General features: G+C 34.2%; 21 protein-coding genes. All 21 read right to left on the bottom strand.

Annotation, left to right across the window (positions count from 1 at the left end; all coding sequences use genetic code 11):
- Positions 1–118: 118 nt before the first annotated feature.
- On the bottom strand, positions 119–775 hold the full coding sequence (locus SH09_RS12515) for a 50S ribosomal protein L25/general stress protein Ctc (protein WP_042739984.1): 657 nt from the start codon (positions 773–775) through the stop codon (positions 119–121).
- 133 nt (positions 776–908) lie between these two features.
- Positions 909–1,874, bottom strand: a complete 966-nt coding sequence (locus SH09_RS12510; protein WP_042739983.1) for a ribose-phosphate diphosphokinase — start codon at positions 1,872–1,874, stop codon at positions 909–911.
- A gap of 154 nt (positions 1,875–2,028) precedes the next feature.
- Complete coding sequence (glmU, locus tag SH09_RS12505; RefSeq protein ID WP_042739982.1) at positions 2,029–3,384, bottom strand: bifunctional UDP-N-acetylglucosamine diphosphorylase/glucosamine-1-phosphate N-acetyltransferase GlmU; 1,356 nt, start codon at positions 3,382–3,384, stop codon at positions 2,029–2,031.
- A gap of 479 nt (positions 3,385–3,863) precedes the next feature.
- Positions 3,864–4,175, bottom strand: coding sequence for a septation regulator SpoVG (gene spoVG / locus SH09_RS12500; RefSeq protein ID WP_042739981.1), 312 nt, complete (start codon positions 4,173–4,175; stop codon positions 3,864–3,866).
- Positions 4,176–4,239: 64 nt separating this feature from the next.
- Positions 4,240–4,614 (bottom strand): RidA family protein, encoded by a 375-nt coding sequence (locus SH09_RS12495; RefSeq protein WP_042739980.1) that lies wholly within the window; start codon positions 4,612–4,614, stop codon positions 4,240–4,242.
- Between the two features lie 18 nt (positions 4,615–4,632).
- A complete protein-coding gene (purR, locus tag SH09_RS12490; RefSeq protein ID WP_042739979.1) occupies positions 4,633–5,457 on the bottom strand; it encodes a pur operon repressor in 825 nt (274 codons plus the stop codon).
- A gap of 17 nt (positions 5,458–5,474) precedes the next feature.
- A complete protein-coding gene (ispE, locus tag SH09_RS12485) occupies positions 5,475–6,323 on the bottom strand; it encodes a 4-(cytidine 5'-diphospho)-2-C-methyl-D-erythritol kinase (RefSeq protein WP_042739978.1) in 849 nt (282 codons plus the stop codon).
- Between the two features lie 348 nt (positions 6,324–6,671).
- Positions 6,672–6,935, bottom strand: a complete 264-nt coding sequence (veg, locus tag SH09_RS12480) for a biofilm formation stimulator Veg (protein WP_042739977.1) — start codon at positions 6,933–6,935, stop codon at positions 6,672–6,674.
- 99 nt (positions 6,936–7,034) lie between these two features.
- Entirely contained in the window at positions 7,035–7,925 is an 891-nt protein-coding gene (rsmA, locus tag SH09_RS12475; protein WP_042739976.1) for a 16S rRNA (adenine(1518)-N(6)/adenine(1519)-N(6))-dimethyltransferase RsmA, read from the bottom strand.
- 3 nt (positions 7,926–7,928) lie between these two features.
- The gene (rnmV, locus tag SH09_RS12470; protein WP_042739975.1) at positions 7,929–8,477 is read right to left on the bottom strand and encodes a ribonuclease M5; all 549 of its coding nucleotides are present in this window, start codon (positions 8,475–8,477) and stop codon (positions 7,929–7,931) included.
- 133 nt (positions 8,478–8,610) lie between these two features.
- Entirely contained in the window at positions 8,611–9,384 is a 774-nt protein-coding gene (locus tag SH09_RS12465) for a TatD family hydrolase (protein WP_042739974.1), read from the bottom strand.
- Positions 9,385–9,411: 27 nt separating this feature from the next.
- Entirely contained in the window at positions 9,412–11,391 is a 1,980-nt protein-coding gene (gene metG, locus SH09_RS12460) for a methionine--tRNA ligase (protein ID WP_042739973.1), read from the bottom strand.
- A gap of 336 nt (positions 11,392–11,727) precedes the next feature.
- On the bottom strand, positions 11,728–12,561 hold the full coding sequence (gene rsmI / locus SH09_RS12455) for a 16S rRNA (cytidine(1402)-2'-O)-methyltransferase (RefSeq protein WP_042739972.1): 834 nt from the start codon (positions 12,559–12,561) through the stop codon (positions 11,728–11,730).
- Between the two features lie 3 nt (positions 12,562–12,564).
- The gene (locus tag SH09_RS12450) at positions 12,565–12,813 is read right to left on the bottom strand and encodes a GIY-YIG nuclease family protein (protein WP_042739971.1); all 249 of its coding nucleotides are present in this window, start codon (positions 12,811–12,813) and stop codon (positions 12,565–12,567) included.
- The gene (locus SH09_RS12445; protein WP_042739970.1) at positions 12,806–13,531 is read right to left on the bottom strand and encodes a tRNA1(Val) (adenine(37)-N6)-methyltransferase; all 726 of its coding nucleotides are present in this window, start codon (positions 13,529–13,531) and stop codon (positions 12,806–12,808) included. Before SH09_RS12445 ends, SH09_RS12450 begins: the two co-directional genes overlap by 8 nt.
- Positions 13,532–13,641: 110 nt before the next feature.
- Positions 13,642–13,983, bottom strand: a complete 342-nt coding sequence (gene yabA, locus SH09_RS12440) for a DNA replication initiation control protein YabA (RefSeq protein WP_042739969.1) — start codon at positions 13,981–13,983, stop codon at positions 13,642–13,644.
- A gap of 15 nt (positions 13,984–13,998) precedes the next feature.
- Positions 13,999–14,802: a PSP1 domain-containing protein gene (locus tag SH09_RS12435; RefSeq protein WP_042739968.1), complete on the bottom strand. Its 804-nt coding sequence runs from the start codon at positions 14,800–14,802 to the stop codon at positions 13,999–14,001.
- A gap of 3 nt (positions 14,803–14,805) precedes the next feature.
- Positions 14,806–15,732: a DNA polymerase III subunit delta' C-terminal domain-containing protein gene (locus tag SH09_RS12430; protein WP_042739967.1), complete on the bottom strand. Its 927-nt coding sequence runs from the start codon at positions 15,730–15,732 to the stop codon at positions 14,806–14,808.
- A gap of 143 nt (positions 15,733–15,875) precedes the next feature.
- Positions 15,876–16,205, bottom strand: a complete 330-nt coding sequence (locus SH09_RS12425; RefSeq protein WP_042739966.1) for a cyclic-di-AMP receptor — start codon at positions 16,203–16,205, stop codon at positions 15,876–15,878.
- Between the two features lie 26 nt (positions 16,206–16,231).
- Positions 16,232–16,849, bottom strand: a complete 618-nt coding sequence (tmk, locus tag SH09_RS12420) for a dTMP kinase (protein ID WP_042739965.1) — start codon at positions 16,847–16,849, stop codon at positions 16,232–16,234.
- A 1-nt stretch (position 16,850) separates the two neighbouring features.
- The gene (locus SH09_RS12415; RefSeq protein WP_042739964.1) at positions 16,851–18,197 is read right to left on the bottom strand and encodes an aminotransferase class I/II-fold pyridoxal phosphate-dependent enzyme; all 1,347 of its coding nucleotides are present in this window, start codon (positions 18,195–18,197) and stop codon (positions 16,851–16,853) included.
- Between the last annotated feature and the right edge of the window lie 496 nt (positions 18,198–18,693).

Below are 18,693 nucleotides of genomic sequence, written 5' to 3'. Positions count from 1 at the left end.
AGTATCAATCACTATAATAACATAAAAAAGCACCTGCTTAACGTATTAAGCATGGTGCTTTTCCATATTCAATATGATGTCTAGACGACAACGATTATTCAGAATATAAAAGTTCGAATTATTCTTCTTCTTTTTCTTCTGTTTCTTCGTCTTCTTCACCAACAACAGCTGGCTCTTCAGTTTCTGATTCGCCTTCCATTGCTTCGATTTCTTCTTCTGTTGGTTCTTCAGTTGGAGGAACAACAGTAACTACTGAATCAGTAGCTTCGTTTTCAATTGTGAAGTCACCAGAAACTTTGATATCTTCAACAGCTAAGCTGTCGTTGATTTCTAATTCTGTAATATCTACTTCGATAGCTTCAGGAATGTTATCTGGAGTAGCTGTTACTTCAAGGTTGAATAATGGTTGTTCAACAACGCCGCCTTCTTTAGCGCCTGCTGCTTCACCAACTAAGTGTACTGGTACTTCAACAGTACGTTCTTCGCTCATGTTGATAGCTAAGAAATCGATGTGAGTGATTTGGTTTTTAAGTGGGTCGAATTGGTAGTCTGAAACCATAACTTTGATAGTTTTAGAACCTACGCCTAATTCGATAACACCGTTACGACCAACTTCACGGATAACTTTGATGAATTCAACTTCATCAACTTTAACTGAAGTGTTTTTAGTACCGAAACCGTAAACAACAGCTGGTACTTTACCGATATTTCTTAATGCTTTAAGGTCTGCACGTGTTTGCTTACCTTGACGAATAATTGACTTTAATGAAGCCATATTCATTTTCCACCTTTCATCATCTGCTCTATCAAATAGAGCCCCTCACTTGCCCATCAACGCCATGTTGCTTGCAAGTGTTTATTTTGTTCGTCTAATCACGAACGGAACTATTATACCGTTATTGTAATATTTAGTCAAATAGCACACTAACTGATTCGCGTTCGTAAACTCTAATAATTGCTTGTGCTAATAAACCAGCTACAGATAATTCTTTTGTGTTACTTGGTTTGCGGCTATCTTCTAATTGAATAGAATTTGTAACAACTAATTCTTTAATTGCTGAATTTTCAATACGCTCTTTGGCAGGACCAGAAAGTACAGGGTGCGTACAACAAGCATAAACTTCCTTCGCACCTTTGTCTTTTAACGCTTGTGCAGCTAATGTAATTGTACCAGCAGTATCGATAATATCATCAATAATAATAGCTGTTCTGCCTTGAATATCACCAACTATATTCATCACTTCTGCTACGTTTGGCTTCGGTCTACGTTTATCGATAATAGCAATTGGTGTTTTCAAGATGTCTGCAAGTTTACGTGCTCTTGTTACACCACCATGGTCTGGAGATACAACAACACATTCTTCTAAATCAATATTTGTTTCATTCTTAAAGTGTTCTGCCAAAATTGGAACACCCATTAAGTGGTCGATTGGCATATCGAAGAAACCTTGAATTTGAGGTGCATGTAAATCAAGTGCGATCATTCTATCTGCACCAGCTGTTTCAATTAAGTTTGCAACTAACTTAGCAGTAATTGGCTCACGACTTCTTGCTTTTCTATCTTGTCTAGCGTAGCCATAGTATGGTACCACAATATTGATATTTGCAGCAGAAGCACGTTTACATGCATCTATCATAATAAGTAATTCCATTAAATGTAGGTTAACAGGATATGATGTTGGTTGAATGATAAACACATCGCAACCACGGATACTTTCTTCGATATTAATTTGAATTTCACCATCACTAAAGCGTTTCACTGAACATTTTCCTAGTTCGATTCCAACTTTATCTGCTACTTCTTGGGCTAACGGTTCATTACCTTTCAAAGAAAATATTTTCAAAGCAGAATTCTTATACTCATTGTTTAACATTTATAGTCCTCCAATTAATTCGTTCAATTAGTTTTATTTACGTATATGGCAAAATTTAAATTTTCTCTCAACATGAGTCTGCAAGTTTTGGTATTTTTACATTACGTTATCTTAAACTTAACAGATTACATCATTTTTTCTAAACAATGCACATTTATTTTTTTAGATAGCCTTCTTTTGTCGTTTGTTTAGATCTTGCAAGAGCCAAACTATCTTCCGGAACATTGTCCGTAATTGTGGAACCCGCCGCAATAAACGAGCGATCTCCTAATGTAACTGGTGCCACTAAGTTTGTATTACAGCCGATGAACGAATCATTGCCTATAATTGTTTTAAACTTGTTGACGCCGTCATAGTTCACAGTAATAGAACCACAACCGACATTGGTACGCGCACCAATTTCTGCGTCTCCGATATAGCTCAAGTGTGGCAGTTTTGCACCTTCTTTTACTACAGATTTCTTAACTTCTACAAAGTTGCCGACTTTAACTTTGTGCCCAAGATCAGCACCTGGACGCAATTGTGCAAATGGACCGATCGTCACTTCGTCCGCAATCGTTGCTTCGTTAATAACTGATTGTTTAATAGTTACATTTGCTCCAACTTGGCTATTCGTTATTTCAGAATATTGACCAATACTTACATCGGAACCGATTACAGTCTTGCCAGCTAATTTTACACCTGGTTCAATAATTGTATCTTCTCCTATAATTACATCCGCGCCAATATAAGTCGTTGCAGGGTCGATGATTGTTACCCCATTACGCATGTGAAATGTATTGATACGTTTACGAAAAGCTTGCTCCGCTTCACTTAACATAACGCGATCATTCACACCCATAATTTCATCAAAGTCATTCGTATGATGGACTTCAACCACACCTTGATCATCTAAAATAAGCGACAATACATCAGGTAAATAGTATTCACCTTGTGCATTATCATTTTTTACTTTTGCTAGCTTGTCAAATAAAGTTTGATTATCAAAAGCAAAGATACCAGAACTAATCTCATTTATTTGCTGTTCTTCTATGGTAGCATCCTTTTGTTCTACGATTTTAACCAAATGATTATTTGCATCTCTAACTATACGCCCATAACCAAATGGATTTGATGCTGTAGCAGATAGAACTGTAGCTTGTGCTTGATTTGTCTCATGATGAGTTATGAGTGCTTCCAATGTTTGTTGTGTGATTAATGGCGTATCACCACAAACGACTAATGTTGTCCCTTGTTTATCTTCCAAATGCTCACTTGCCATTTTAACTGCATGTGCAGTACCTAATTGTTCTTCTTGAAAGCTATAAAGTGAATCATTACCTAACGTTGCTTTGACACTTTCTGCGCCATGACCAACGATTGTTACAAGTTGTTCGACTCCTGATTGTCTTACATTGTCAACAACATGTTCAATCATAGATTTACCTGCAACTTCATGTAATACTTTGTATTTCTTTGATTTCATACGTGTACCCTTACCGGCTGCGAGTACGATTGCATGTCTTTGCATGTATGTTAACCCTCCATTAAAATATACACTTCCTTATTATTATAATTTAACGCTAGTACCACTTTCAAGGCTCAAAGCATCGATATTAAATAATAGACACTTTTTCTTGCACTAAATTAAAAATATTTCACAGTTAAATTGTCATCTTTTATGATTTGGGAAAACGTTTTATCCAATTTATGAAAGCATGTTCATTTTCATGTTGATATGCATTCATTTATTTCTCAAAATTTCTACTACTAGCTATTTATGTCGCCTAATTATTCAAATTAGCTAAGTAAATACAGTAAAAATACATTCATTAATATATTTCTTGTTAATTTTTTATTTTTTGTCACCTTTACATTTTATAATTTATTTCAAAAATAATATTTATCTGTTGTAACAAAAAAGAAGGTGGAATTGTTCAATTAAGAACAATTCCACCTTCTTTTTTTATGATATTAATCACTATACCACATCTCAAATTGTTTTAAATATTAAGCTTCCTCATTTGAATCTTCAGACGAAGCTTGTGCATTCCTATCTGGAATGACTTCATCCGTTTCATCATATACTTTCATCACTGCATCTTGAATTTCTTGTCTCATTTCTGAGTTGATTGGATGCGCGATATCTCGGAATTCACCATCTGGTGTACGCTTACTTGGCATTGCGACGAAAAGACCTGTGTTGCCTTCAATTACACGTAAATCATGCACGACAAATGATTCATCTAAAGTAATTGATACAAGTGCTTTCATTCTTCCATCTGTTTGTATTTTTCTAAGTCTTACATCTGTCACTTTCATGTAGTGAGCCCCCCTAGTATCTCTTTGTTAGAAGCTTAACAATTGCATTAAAAATTATATTCCCTTATTTTACTTTTGCTATTAATTCAATTTCTACTTTAACATCTTTAGGTAATCTCGCTACCTCAACACAGCTTCTCGCTGGTTGATGTGTGTCAAAGTACTTGCCATAAACTTCATTTATATTTTGAAATTCATTCATATCAGCAATAAAAATTGTAGCTTTAATGACTGAATCTAAATCAGATCCAGCTTCATCTAATACAACTTTTAAATTTTCTAATACTTGTGTAGTCTGTTCTTTAACATCGTCACTGACAATTTCACCATTTAAATTTAATGGGATTTGTCCTGATGTAAATACCAAACCATTAATTTCAGTTGCATGTGAGTATGGCCCCAATGCTTCAGGCGCCTTTTGTGTATTAATTGTGTTCATGATGCCGTAACCGCTCCTTTAAGAAAATTTAGTTAAACTGTTGCCTGTTTCTACCTTAAATTCTTGATTGTATTCGTCTACATCAGATAGTCTAACTAAGGAAGTATAATCTTCAATCAATCTTTGTTTAACTTCTTTTGATTCTACTAGTACCGATACCCCTTTAACATGTGCTTTAAACTCATTCATTAAATTCATCACGCCATTAATAGAGCCACCCGCTCTCATGAAATCATCAACGACGAGTACATTAGAATTTTCAGGCAATGTGCGTTTCGACAATACCATTGTTTCAATTTTACGTGAAGATCCTGATACGTAATTAATCGATACCGTTGAGCCTTCTGTCACTTTATTATCTTTACGAATAACAACAACAGGTAGATTTAGTACATTGGCCACAGCGTTGGCTAACGATATACCTTTTGTCGCAATCGTAACAATAGCGTCCAATTCTTCATCCATATATAGCGTTGCAATTAATTTACCTACACGGTTTAATAATGACGGATTCCCCATGAGGTCAGATAAGAACAAGTATCCACCTGGTAATAAACGATCCTTCTCTTGAAGTCTTTCTATAATATCGTCAATGACTTCATTTGCTTCAGCTTTACTCATTTTAGGCTTATACGTTACTCCACCACTGGCACCTGCTGTTGTAATAACTGTTCCTAACTTTTCCTTTTGAAAAGTAGTCTTGATAATTTGCACGTCTTCACTGATTGAAGATTTTGCTTGTTTAAATTTTTGTACGAAATATGTTAATGGTATCAATTTATTGGGGTTGTTCATTAAATATTGAGTCATATAAACGATACGTTCACTTCTTTTATAACGCATTTAGCTCATCCCTTCTCCTATCCTAATAATCTTACTAAATACACTTCATTACAACAGCCATTCACTGCATTATACACATGTCTTGCTTGTCGTTCCTTTTGTGTCAGTCCATAAACTGTTGGTCCACTACCACTCATCACTGCACCATCTGCACCACTTTTTAGCATGTTGCGTTTTATTTTTAAAATTTCAGGACACACCTTGCTCGAAACAGGTTCCAGTTGATTTGAAAGGCTACTGCATAACAATTCATAATTCCCTGTGTTTAAAGCCGTTTTGCAGTCTTCCGTATTGATAGTTTGCAAATGACTTAAATCTAATTTCTTAAATATATCTGGTGACGATATTCCAATATTAGGTTTAGCAACAACGACCCATGCAGAAGGCGGCTTGTTTAGAAAGTTGATTTTCTCTCCTTTACCTTTGCATAGAGCGGTTTTACCATAAATACAAAATGGGATATCTGTTCCTATCGAAATACCAAGCTCACATAGTTCTTCTAATGGCCTATTTAATTTATAGAGGCGATTCATCCCTCTCATTGTTGCCGCAGCATCAGTTGATCCACCTGCTAATCCTGCCGAAACCGGTATATTTTTATCAATAGTTATTGTAATACCTTGTTGTAAATTATAGGTTTTCTTCATTAATTCTGCAGCTTTATATGCCAAATTTTTACTATTAGAGGGAACATAAGTTTGTTCAACATCGACAACAATCTTATTGTCTTGTCGCAGCTCAAATGACAAGCGATCATTTAAATCTATAGTCGTCATTATCATTTCAACTTCATGAAAACCATCATCTCGTTTAAAGAGTGTGTCTAGCGTCAAGTTTATCTTAGCTGGCGCTGTTTCATAGATCATATGTCCACCCTCTTTCAAATACGATATGGTAATACAACGATTTTAACATATTGTACGAATTGATTTGTCAGTTTTATTAAAACTTAGTGAAATATGTTGTACATCTCATAAAATCAGTATCATTTTTATGCTAAACATAGTCGCTAATCAGCTCATTGAAAACCAATATCGCAATATCTGAAATTCATTCATAAAATTAGTTCTATTTTAGCATATTCAACGACAAACAAAAAAGGTATGCTAACGTCGATAACGTCAACATACCCTCTTCTATATCTCATTAAATTTAAAGTATAAATTAAAAAGTCCGACTATATAGTCAAACTCAACCTCATTATTACTTTTTAATTAGTGCGCAACTGCTTCTTGATGGTTATCTTCTTCAAATGAAACTTGTACGTTTTCTGTTAAAACGTCAGTGTATGTATAAGACACACGCTCAAAGTTATGTTTATCTTGATCAAGCTCAACGATAAAAACTGATGGGTATGTTTCTTTCAATACACCACTTCGTTCAATCGTCTTCTTACGACCACCATTCGCTTTTAGTACAATACGGTTTCCTAATTGACAATCAAGAGTATTTTTGATGTCTCCAATAGATTTTGACATATTGCTCCACCTCGCTACAAGTTGTATAATAACACAAAATGCGCTATTTTGTCAAATAAAATATCAATTTTAGCAAGGTGCAAGCTACTTGTCAATAATTTAAAATTCTAATTCTGAGAAATTTTTCAATTCATTATATAAATCTGCATATTCTTTAATTGAAAGTGTTTCTCCACGTCTTCTTGGATCTATTCCACCCGCTTCTAACCATTCAGCAATAAGCTGTTTGTGTTCTTTTCCATTTTTAAATAAACTTTGGTAGTTGTTATTTATTGTTTTTCGTCTTTGTCCAAACGCAGCCTTTGTCATTTGGAAGAATTTTTCTTCATTATCAATGGTAACAAGTGGTGCATCTCGTTTCATTAGCTTGACGACAATCGAATCGACATTAGGTGGCGGTAAAAATACTGACTTCGGCACTGTCAATACATTACTCGTCTCGGTGTAGTATTGAGCAACAATAGATAATGAGCCATAAGCTTTTGTACCAACCTTAGCATTTAAGCGTTCTCCGACTTCCTTTTGCATCATAACGACATAACCATCAATCGGTAATGATTGTTGCATCAAATTTAACAAGATTGGCGTGGTAATATAATATGGCAAGTTAGCTACTACCATGATTTTCTTGCAATCTGCCAAATGTGTCTCAACATAGCGCGCAATATCCGCTTTCAATATATCTTCATTTATAACAGTTACGTTGTCATATGGGGATAATGTATCTGCCAATACAGGTATCAATCGTTGATCAATTTCAAATGCCATTACACGCTTAGCATGCTTGGCTAGTTGCTCAGTTAATGAACCCATACCCGGTCCAATTTCAATAACCCCTGTTTCTTCGTCAATATCACTGGCATCAATGATATTGTGAATAATGTTGACATCGATTAAAAAGTTTTGTCCTAAGCTTTTCTTAAAGCTAAAACCATAATAATTCAATAATTCCTTTGTACGTGAAGGTGTTGCAATATCTTTATGATTCACCCATTACTCACTTCCTTTCTCATTGTTTAAAGCGTCTCGAACATCTTGTTCTGTATAACCAAATGCATTCAATTTATTGAGCAATTGCTTCCCATTTGAATGACCAATATGCAACCTTCTACCTAATATTTCACGCTTTCGCCTAGCGTCTGGTCCGATAATTAAACCTAAATCAATCAACACATGCTTATCAATCGATTCGTGACCTTCTTCAAAAGGCGTACTTACGTTCAATAAAGCCTCTTTAATATCTTCAATACGTGCATGCTCTACACCAATTTTGCCACGTTTGCTTTTAGCCTTTTCTCTATCTATATATGCATGTTTAACACCTGGAATATGCTTTTGAATCGTCGTTCTTATTTTATCTCCTGGGAAATCTGGATCAGTTAATACGATGACACCCCGTGTCTCATATGCTTGTGCTATAACATCTAATGTTTGCTGATTTATTGCACTGCCATTAGTTTCTATCGTATCACAATCAACCGCTCTTTTTACTCTTTCGGTATCATCTCTACCTTCTACTACGATAAATTCATTAATCTTCAATTATAGCTTCACCTTTCATCACTTTACTTGTCCATTTGCAAATAAAAAAGACGTCGGCAGAATTTATGGTAATTACTTAGTATTCTCAATCATAACTAAGCCCTAACTCAGACCGACATCTTTTGTAATATCTTTATGCTTTTAAGTTGAATAATCTTTCAGCATTTTCAGTTGTTTGACGGCAAACTTCATCATAACTCACACCACGTAATTCAGCAATTTGCTCAGCGACTAACGTTACACGTTCTGGCTCATTTCTTTTCCCTCTGTATGGATGTGGGGATAGGAAGGGCGCATCTGTTTCTACGAGTAATTTATCAAATGGTACATGCTTTGCAACTTCTTTAGGTTGTTTAGCATTCTTAAATGTCACCGGACCTCCGAGTGATACATAGAAATTCAACTTGTTAATCACTTCATCAGCAATTTCTGGAGAACCACTGAAACTGTGCATGATGCCACCTACTTCTTCGGCATGCTCTTCCTTTAAAATGTCTACACAGTCTTGTGTTGCTTCTCTATTGTGAATAATTATTGGTAACTGTACTCGTTTTGCCAAAGCAATTTGCTTTCTAAACAAATCCTGTTGTACATCTTTAGGAGATTTATCCCAATGATAATCTAATCCCATTTCTCCTATACCTATAATCTTCGGATGTTCTGACAATTTTTCTATCCATTCTAAACGTTCTTCTGTACAATCTATTGCGTCAACAGGATGCCAACCAATAATACCGTAAATAAAGTCATATTGATCAATTAATTCCATCGTACGTTCAATCGTTGGTGTATCAAAACCAACGACAAACATACGATCGACGCCATTATCTCTTGCGCGTTGAATAACTTCTTCTAAATCTTCATCGTATTGTTCTGCATTTAAATGAACATGTGTATCGATTAACATGATTTAACGACGCTCCTTAATTCATGATTACTTAATGACTGCACCATTAGGAATAGCGTTTGGCAAACTTACTAATGTTAATACGCCATCCTTTTCAGCTGATAATATCATACCTTCAGATGTTCTACCCATTAATTTTGCTGGTTTTAAGTTTGTAACAACCGCAACTTTTTTACCGATAATGTCTTCTGGTTGGTAATATTGTGCAATTCCAGACACAATTTGACGTTGTTCGGTATCTAAATCCACTTGAATTTTCAAGAGTTTATCTGATTTTTTAACATTTTCAGCATCTATAATCGTTGCCGCTTTAATTTCAACTTTGTCGAAATCCTTAATATCTATTTGCGCTTTACTTGGTGCTGCTTCCACTTCTTCTGTTTCTTCTGATTTTGGTGGTTGCATAGATTGTTTAATATAATCTATTTCAACATCGCTCTCTAAACGTGGGAATATTGGTTGTGGTTTATCGATAACCACGATTGGTTGCTGTAAAGCACCATATTGTTCCACACTGCTAAGTTCATGTAATTCTGGAGAATTAATGTTTAATTGTTCAAAAATCTGTTTCGGCGCATGTGTTAAGAATGGTCTCAACAACACAGCTGCGATTCGAATGTTTTCCACTAAGTGTGCCATCACGTTGCCTAACATATCTTTTTGACTTTCGTCTTTAGCTAGTACCCATGGCGTTGTTTCATCAATATATTTATTCGTACGGCTAATTAATTTCCATACCGTTGAAAGTGCAACTGAGAATTGTAAATCATCCATATTATCATGGAATGTTTTAACTGTGTCTAAAGCCATTTGTTCCATTTCTTCATCTAATTCATGTTTGGCACCTTGATATGCAGGTAATTCACCATCAAAGTATTTATTAATCATTGATATAGTACGATTTACTAAATTACCTAAATCATTAGCTAAATCATAATTCGTACGTTCAACAAAACCTTCAGGTGTAAATACGCCATCAGAACCAAATGGTAATTCACGCATTAAATAATAACGTGTTGCATCTAAACCATATCTATCAATCAATACGTTTGGATCAACTACATTACCTTTAGACTTACTCATTTTACCGTCTTTCATTAAGATCCAACCATGTGCAAATACTTTTTTCGGTAATGGAATATCTAAAGCCATTAATAAAATAGGCCATATAATAGAATGGAAACGTACAATTTCCTTTGCCATAATATGAATATCAGCTGGCCAATATTTGTTAAATAGGCTATCGTCATCAGATAAATAACCTAAAGATGAGATATAGTTTACTAAGGCATCAATCCAAACATAAACGACATGTTTTGGGTTTGACTTAACTCGGATACCCCAATCAAATGACGTTCTAGAAACAGCTAAGTCTTCTAGACCTGGTTTGATAAAGTTATTAATCATTTCATTTTTTCGTGATGGTGGTTGAATGAAATCAGGGTTCTCGTCATAGAACGCTAATAAGCGATCTGTATATTTTGATAAATTAAAGAAGTAACTTTCTTCTTTGACTAATTCAACTTCATGACCTGAATCTGGGCTCTTACCGCCTACGATTTCTCCATTTTCGTATACAGGATCAACCAATTGTGTTTCCGTATAGTATGTTTCATCAGGAACTGAATACCAACCTTCATATTCACCTAAATAGATATCGCCTTGAGCTAATAATCGTTCGAAAATTTGTTGTACAACTTCCTTATGACGCGTTTCTGTTGTACGAATGAAATCATCGTTCGAAATTTCTAATTTATTCCATAAATCTTTAATTCCCGCTATCATTTCATCTAAATATTCTAATTCTGTTTTCCCAGCCTTTTGGGCTTTTTCTTGAATCTTTTGCCCATGTTCATCCGTACCTGTTAAATAACGAACATCATAGCCTTGCATTCTTTTATAACGTGCGATTACATCACCAGCAGTAGTAGTATATGCATGGCCGATATGCAAATTCCCACTTGGATAATATATTGGTGTAGTGATATAAAATGTTTCTTTCGCCATCAATGTTCCTCCTAGATTCTTATACTTTTAAATTATCTAAATTCATTTCTAATTTCAATGAAATTGACGTTAATTTTCAATACATTTATCATATCAGTTTCTTAAATTTCATCGGATAGAATACTCTTCATATCGTAGTTGTTTTCGTAGCTAATATTAGTGTTTCATTAAATATGATAAATAAACTCTATCTAATCTACATTACCATAAATCGTGCTATTTATGGGGATTTTCAACATATTTTTTCATGTTTTAATATGAAATTAAATCAACAATTTAACTTAAATTCTCATCATCTCAAGCTTTGTGTATTTTAATTTCTCAACGCTCCCTATGTCACACGCCATGATACGTATTATAGACATCACCTGTTTTCATATTTCTCGTTTCTGCCACTTGCTTGATCGCAGCTTTAGGCTTCATTCCTTGATTAACATAATAATCGACATGCTCAGTTATAGTCATTGTTTCATACCACGTATCATCATCTTTTGCCGTTTCACCTTCAATTAATAATACAAACTCACCTTTCACAGTGATTTCCTCTGCATTAAATTGCCTAATTAACTCATCTACACTTGCCGTAACAATTTGTTCGAATTTCTTAGTCAGTTCTCTCCCAATTGATACGCGTCGTTGCGCGTCAATTTTAGCTACTGCCTTTAACGTATCTTTAATTCTATGGGGCGATTCGTATATTATTAAGGTGCTATCTTCATACATACGTTGCTCTAAAATTTCAATTTTCTGTTTCTCTTTGCGTGGTAAAAATCCTAAAAATGTATAAGTAAAAGACGGCAATCCGCTAGCCATTAGAGCCGTTAAACCTGCATTGGGGCCCGGAACCGTTTCTACTCTCAATTGTTGTTGTCGCGCTTCTACTACTAATTCATAACCAGGATCACTGATTAATGGTAACCCCGCATCCGATACAAGTGCAATACTTAAACCTTGTTGTAATTGTTCAATTAAATAAGCTGTCTGTTGCTCTTTGTTATGATCATGATAAGATTTCAATGGGGTTTGAATATCATAATGTGCACACAATTTTTTAGTAACTCTTGTATCTTCACAAGCAATTAAATCTACATTTTTCAATGTATCAACGGCTCTATACGTAATATCTGCTAAATTCCCAATCGGAGTACCTACTAAATATAATGTCGCCATTTGTTATTCCTCACTTATTAGTTTTAATTTTTTAGCTCTGCTATAAGTTTTAATTTCATATTCTCGCTTTAAGGCATCGGATTTATTATCAAAGGTTTCTTGATAAACTAATTTTACTGGTCGCCTTATTTTTGTATATTTCGCGCCTTGTCCATTATTATGTTTCGCAACTCGTTGTTCAACATTTTTGGCATATCCTGTATATAAACTACCATCATTGCATTTAACAATATAAATATAATGTCTATCCATAATATATTTCTCTCATTTCTTCACTATATGTACCATTTTGTTGATAAATATAAAATGGGGGCTGTATTTCTAAACCTTGATTCCCACCTTTTCTGCCTTCTATTACTATCGTATGTGCAGACTTTCCTTCTTTACTATATATAAAATATAATTTCTTAGGTTCAATTTGAAATGCTCGCATCTGACTTAGTACATCCATCAACCTTTCAGCACGATGCACCATTACTAATCTACCACCTTGTTTCAATAAATGCCTCGCTGCAAAACAACAATCTTCAAGCGTACACATAATTTCATGCCTTGCTATTTTATGTGCATCCTTTTGATGTTGATGTTGTTGATTTACTTTAAAATAAGGCGGATTACACGTTACCAGACTATATTGTGCAGGTTTAAAAACTTTATGTGCATCCTTTAAATCCATATGATGCATGGTAATACGCTCATCAAGTTGATTCAACGCAATACTTCTATTCGCCATATCAACCAATTGTTCTTGAATTTCTATACCTGCTATTTGCTGATTGCCTTTATCAGATAGTAATAAAGGTATCACACCATTACCTGTGCAAATATCTAATATTTGATCATTTTTCTTAACCTTTGTAAAGTGTGCAAGTAACAAGGCATCTGTAGAAAATGAAAAAACATCATCATTTTGTATAATTTTTAAATTTTCTTTTATTAAACAATCTAACCGCTCTCCATCGTTCAACATCAAATTCTACCTCCCAAAAAAGAGGATAAGATGGCGATGCTCATTAAGCCTATCGCTACACCTCATCCTCAACACCATTTATGATTTACTCATAAGTACACTATAATTCACTATTCACTTAATACTTCTAAACAAAATAGACAATCGTCACCTTTTCTATGCTTTCCAAATAGTTCTCCATTACAAATGTGGAAACCTTCTTTATATAACATAGCTAAATTATCTTTACTTCTAAGCGGCTTTTTTAGTTGTCCTTTTTTATTATTTTCAACCTTTTTAGGCGCCTCTTCTTTATCAATTAATGTCTTTAAATTTTCATTTTCAACTTGCAGTGCCACATTTTCCTCAATTAATTCTACAGTCAAATGTTTCAAGTTAACCATATCATTATTAATTTGATTAATGTTCGACTCTAAATGCGCAAGTTTTTCAAATATTTCACTTCGGTTCAACTTGGTTAAAGCCTCCTAATTTAACGCTTCTAATTCTTCCATTTTATATTCTAAGGGTTGTTCCAAACCTTCTACTTTAATTTGCATTGAAATATCTAGAATATTTAGGCCTACAACCTTTCCATTCCCTTCAGGCGTTTCAATATGATCTCCTACATCAGGTAATTGCGCACGCGCTTCTTCATAATAATCATTTTCATATTTCAAACAACACATAAGACGACCACAAGCGCCAGAAATTTTTGTAGGATTTAAAGATAAATTTTGATCTTTAGCCATTTTAATAGAAACTGGTTCAAAATCACCTAAAAATGTAGAACAGCATAATGAACGCCCACATGGTCCTATGCCACCTAACAATTTCGCTTCATCTCTCACACCTATTTGTCTTAATTCAATACGTGTCTTTAATTTTTGAGCTAAAACTTTTACTAACTTTCTAAAATCTACTCTATCATCCGACGTAAAATTAAATATTACTTTCGATTTATCTAATGTATATTCACAGTTAACAAGCCTCATATCTAACGCTTGTTGCTGAATTGTATCTTTACATAATTCAAATGCTACTTCAGCATCACGCTCATTTTTTTCATATTTTTCAATATCTTCATCTGTAGCAAGACGGATGATTTCTTTTAATGGTAATGTTACATCCTCATCGGCAACATCAAGTGGCTCATATTTTACTCTGCCCATTTCTACGCCACGTTTTGATTCAACAACAACCCAATTACCTACTCGCAAATCGAATTGTTGAGGTGAATAATACTCCATTTTCCCTGACTTTTGAAATTCAATTCCCACTACATTTTGCATTATTTATTTCACCCCTTTTATTACTATCTGTTCAAAGACTAACGTTGGATTCACGTTTTGATTTAACTTCTTATGTGCTTCTGTAATTTGATCATACATTAAAATAATTTGATTATAAGTTAATTTACGCGCATAATTTTGAATGTCATCTTGTAAATCACGAAATATCAAATCATCAGTAATGCCCACTTTAGCATGCATGACGTCCTCAAAGAAACCATTAACAGCTGCTAATGTTACCAGCTGTAAACGTCTGGTCTTAGCTTGTTTCAACAAATCTACAATTGCAATAAGCGCCATTGGACGATTTGTTAACAACAGTTGACACCACTTCACTATACTTTTGCGCAGTGAAGCTAAATCTGACTCTTCATTCAATAAAACTGCCGTCTCAATTTGTGTCGTATATGTACTGATCAGTTCCGCAATAGGTCTAGAAATCTCTCGCTCAACTAATCTATCTATAAATTTCACCTTATCAATTGGTTTAAAATAAACATGCTGACACCTTGAATGGATGGTATCTAATATTTGTTCAGGCTTCGTAGATAATAAAATTGCGATGGTATTGTCAGGAGGCTCTTCTAAAAATTTTAATATACTGTTTTCACCTTGAACAGTTAACTTCTCAAAGGCTTCAATAATGTATACTTTGTAATTACCTTCAATAGGTAATTGATTCATATGATGTATTAATTGTTCGACTTGTTCTTTTTTTATCGTATTTTCCTCAGTGGAAATATACATAAAATCAGGATGATTAAACGTAGATACCTTTAACTGACATTGTTCATCTTGATCACATAAAATAAGTTTCGCAAAATCAATCGCCACTTGTTTCATCGTTTGGCCATCATCGCCCTCAAATAAATATGCATGTGACAACTTATTTGAATGATATGCCTTCGTCAGTTTTGCTTTTTCATCCATCTTTAAGTTACTCCTTTATATAAAAAGGCTGCTTATACACAGTGCCACTCAAAGTAAATGATTAATATAAAAAGGTTCTTTGATAGCAACACCTTTTCATTTCCACTCACTTAGAATGGTTACTATATATAGCAACCATATTGTTAAAATTGATGGAAAGATTCAACAGGCATTACAAATACTGTTGCTCCTCCAACTTCTACTTCTACTGGATACGGAATATAAGAATCCGCACTGCCACCCATAGGCGTAATTGGTGAAACGAGTTGTTCTCTGTTACCACAAGTGTCATCGATTACCTTTAACATTTCGTCTACACGGTCGTCCTCTACACCTGATAAGAATGTTGTATTACCAGCACGTAAAAAACCACCTGTCGTTGCTAATTTTGTTGCTCTAAAGTTATGTTTAACAAGCTTATCTGACAGCTCTTGACTATCTTGATCTTGTACGATTGCAATTATCATTTTCATAGTAAACACCTCTTCCCAATATTATATCATAATTTTTCTAAGTATTTGATGATAGAATTATAAGTATCGGTCACAACCTCATCAATACTTTTCTCGGCATCTATTATGATAAAACGTTCAGACTCATTATGAATAATTTTTTTATAACCTTCAACCACTTTTTCGTGAAAATTTACACTTTCTAAATCAAGTCTATTTTGAACACGCTGGTTTTCAACAATGCGCTGTCTCCCTACTTCCACGCTGACATCAAGGTAAATCGTTACATCAGGGTACATATTGTCGATAGCAAATTCATTAATGGATTTAACTTCTGATATACCTATACCCCTTGCATAACCTTGATATGCTAAAGAACTATCAATGTAGCGGTCACATAATACAATATTTCCATTTTCTAAAGCTGGCATAACCTTTCCAATGAGGTGTTCACGTCTTGAAGCAGCAAATAGCAATGCCTCTGTTCTTTCATCCATCGCATCACCATCCAACAATAATTCACGAATTTTCTCTCCTGTTTTTACACCACCGGGTTCGCGTGTCATCACAATTTTATAATCTTGTTGTAATTTATCTGCGACTGCTTGCATAATTGTGGTTTTCCCTGATCCTTCTGGACCTTCAAAAGTAATAAATGCTGACATCTTATTCATCCTTAACTTCAATTTTATGTTTTTTAATACCTTCAACCCTAACATGTTGAGCGTACCAATAATTCATTAATTTTATCATATTTTGTGTTACTGTTTCTCCCTTAAACATCACTGGTATACCAGGTGGATAAGGAACAATATCATTTCCTAGAATTTCATTTTCTGCTTTATCAATATCTATCCAGCGTGTCTTCTCAATAATTCCAGAATAATATGTACCACTTTGTAAACGAATATCTACCTTAGTTGTTTCAATAGGTTCACGTCGTTCTATCTTGATTTCATTTATTCTATTTAACAATGTATCAAATGGATATCTATCTTCACTATGCCATAGAGGTAATACTAATAATGTTTGAAACGCATCTGCTAATTCAACATAGATGCCTTTTTCCTCAAATAACTGTTGTAATTCATATCCTGTATAACCAGGACATCTGATTATTAATTTTAGGTTATCCTCTACTTCTAATACTTCAATATCTTTTGCTTTAATTTTTTTCACAAGTTGGGCTCTCTTACTGTAGAACTGATCACTATCATAATTTTCATAGAAACGCTGCGCTAATTCTAAACTAGACATTATTAAATATGAAGGACTTGATGTTTGAAAGTACGTCATATATTTAAGTACCATTTCCTTTAATGGTGCATTTTTATGTATAAAAATAACAGACCCCATAGTCAGTGACGGTAATGTCTTATGATAAGATTGTACGACATAATCTGCTCCCATATTTAAAGAAGAAGTTGGAAATCCGTTCAAATCAAAATGTGCACCATGTGCTTCATCAATTAATACTGGTATCTCCTTCTCTTTAAAGCGATTAATCATTGTTTGAACATCAAAACATTCACCATAATAATTAGGATATGTGAAAATACCTAGTTTGCCATCTTCAAAATCTTTAATTTCCGCTTTCACATTAGGACCTACATATTGATTCGTCATTTCACTTAACTTCATTTCTAATAAAGTTGCAGTTGCATTCGCCAAATCAAGACCATGAAATACAGATTTGTGCGCATCTCTTGCAACAATGTATTTCCCAGGCAATGTTGAAAACGCCTGAATTACCGATAATATACCAGATGTAGTACCATTAACTAAAAAATAAGCTGTATAATCCTTATGCTTATTTATCGTTTCCATACTTTTCAAAATGATTTCTTCTGGATGATGTAAGTCATCTAAACCAGTAATTTCAGTCATATCCTTTTTAAATGACAATTGTTGGTCCAAATTACCAATTGTCATATTTTTATGACCAGGAACATGTAATGAAATTGCTTCTTCATCCAAAAACGCATCTAATTTATCGCTCAATGGTTTAGACATAATATCTCCTTTCATAATCATATATATATAACATGATTATTTCTTCGACAGTATCAACATGTATTTTAACATAAAAAAGAGATGCTATTAGGCACCTCTTTAAATATAGTCAGATTTAACACCTGTAAGTTCAAATCGTCGTTCGCTCAATTCATCAGCTTCAAACGCTTTCTACTTGTCAGTGTGATTCAGAAGTTAAACTCCTTGGATATAAAAAAAAGAGACCTTACGGTCTCTACTTGCCTGTAAAGTACCACTTATTACAGTTGTTTTTATGACATCATATCTATTAATCTATGTATTAAAGATTTCTATTTTCTACCTTTTTAGTTTAGTGGTACTTATATAAGCGCTTTGGCTCTTATATTCCACTTACCCTACTCTTGCGGAACGTAAGTCTGCTACCATCGGCGCTATGGAGCTTTTCTGACATGTAGTCAAGCGCTCACATCTTTCCTCATTTTCTCTTTCTCCTCTTTCACTTACCACTTGTAAG

Source organism: Staphylococcus gallinarum (genome assembly GCF_000875895.1).
Lineage (GTDB): Bacteria > Bacillota > Bacilli > Staphylococcales > Staphylococcaceae > Staphylococcus > Staphylococcus gallinarum.
The sequence above is the reverse complement of the archived record's forward strand: the minus strand, read 5'-3'. Positions and strand labels throughout refer to the sequence as shown.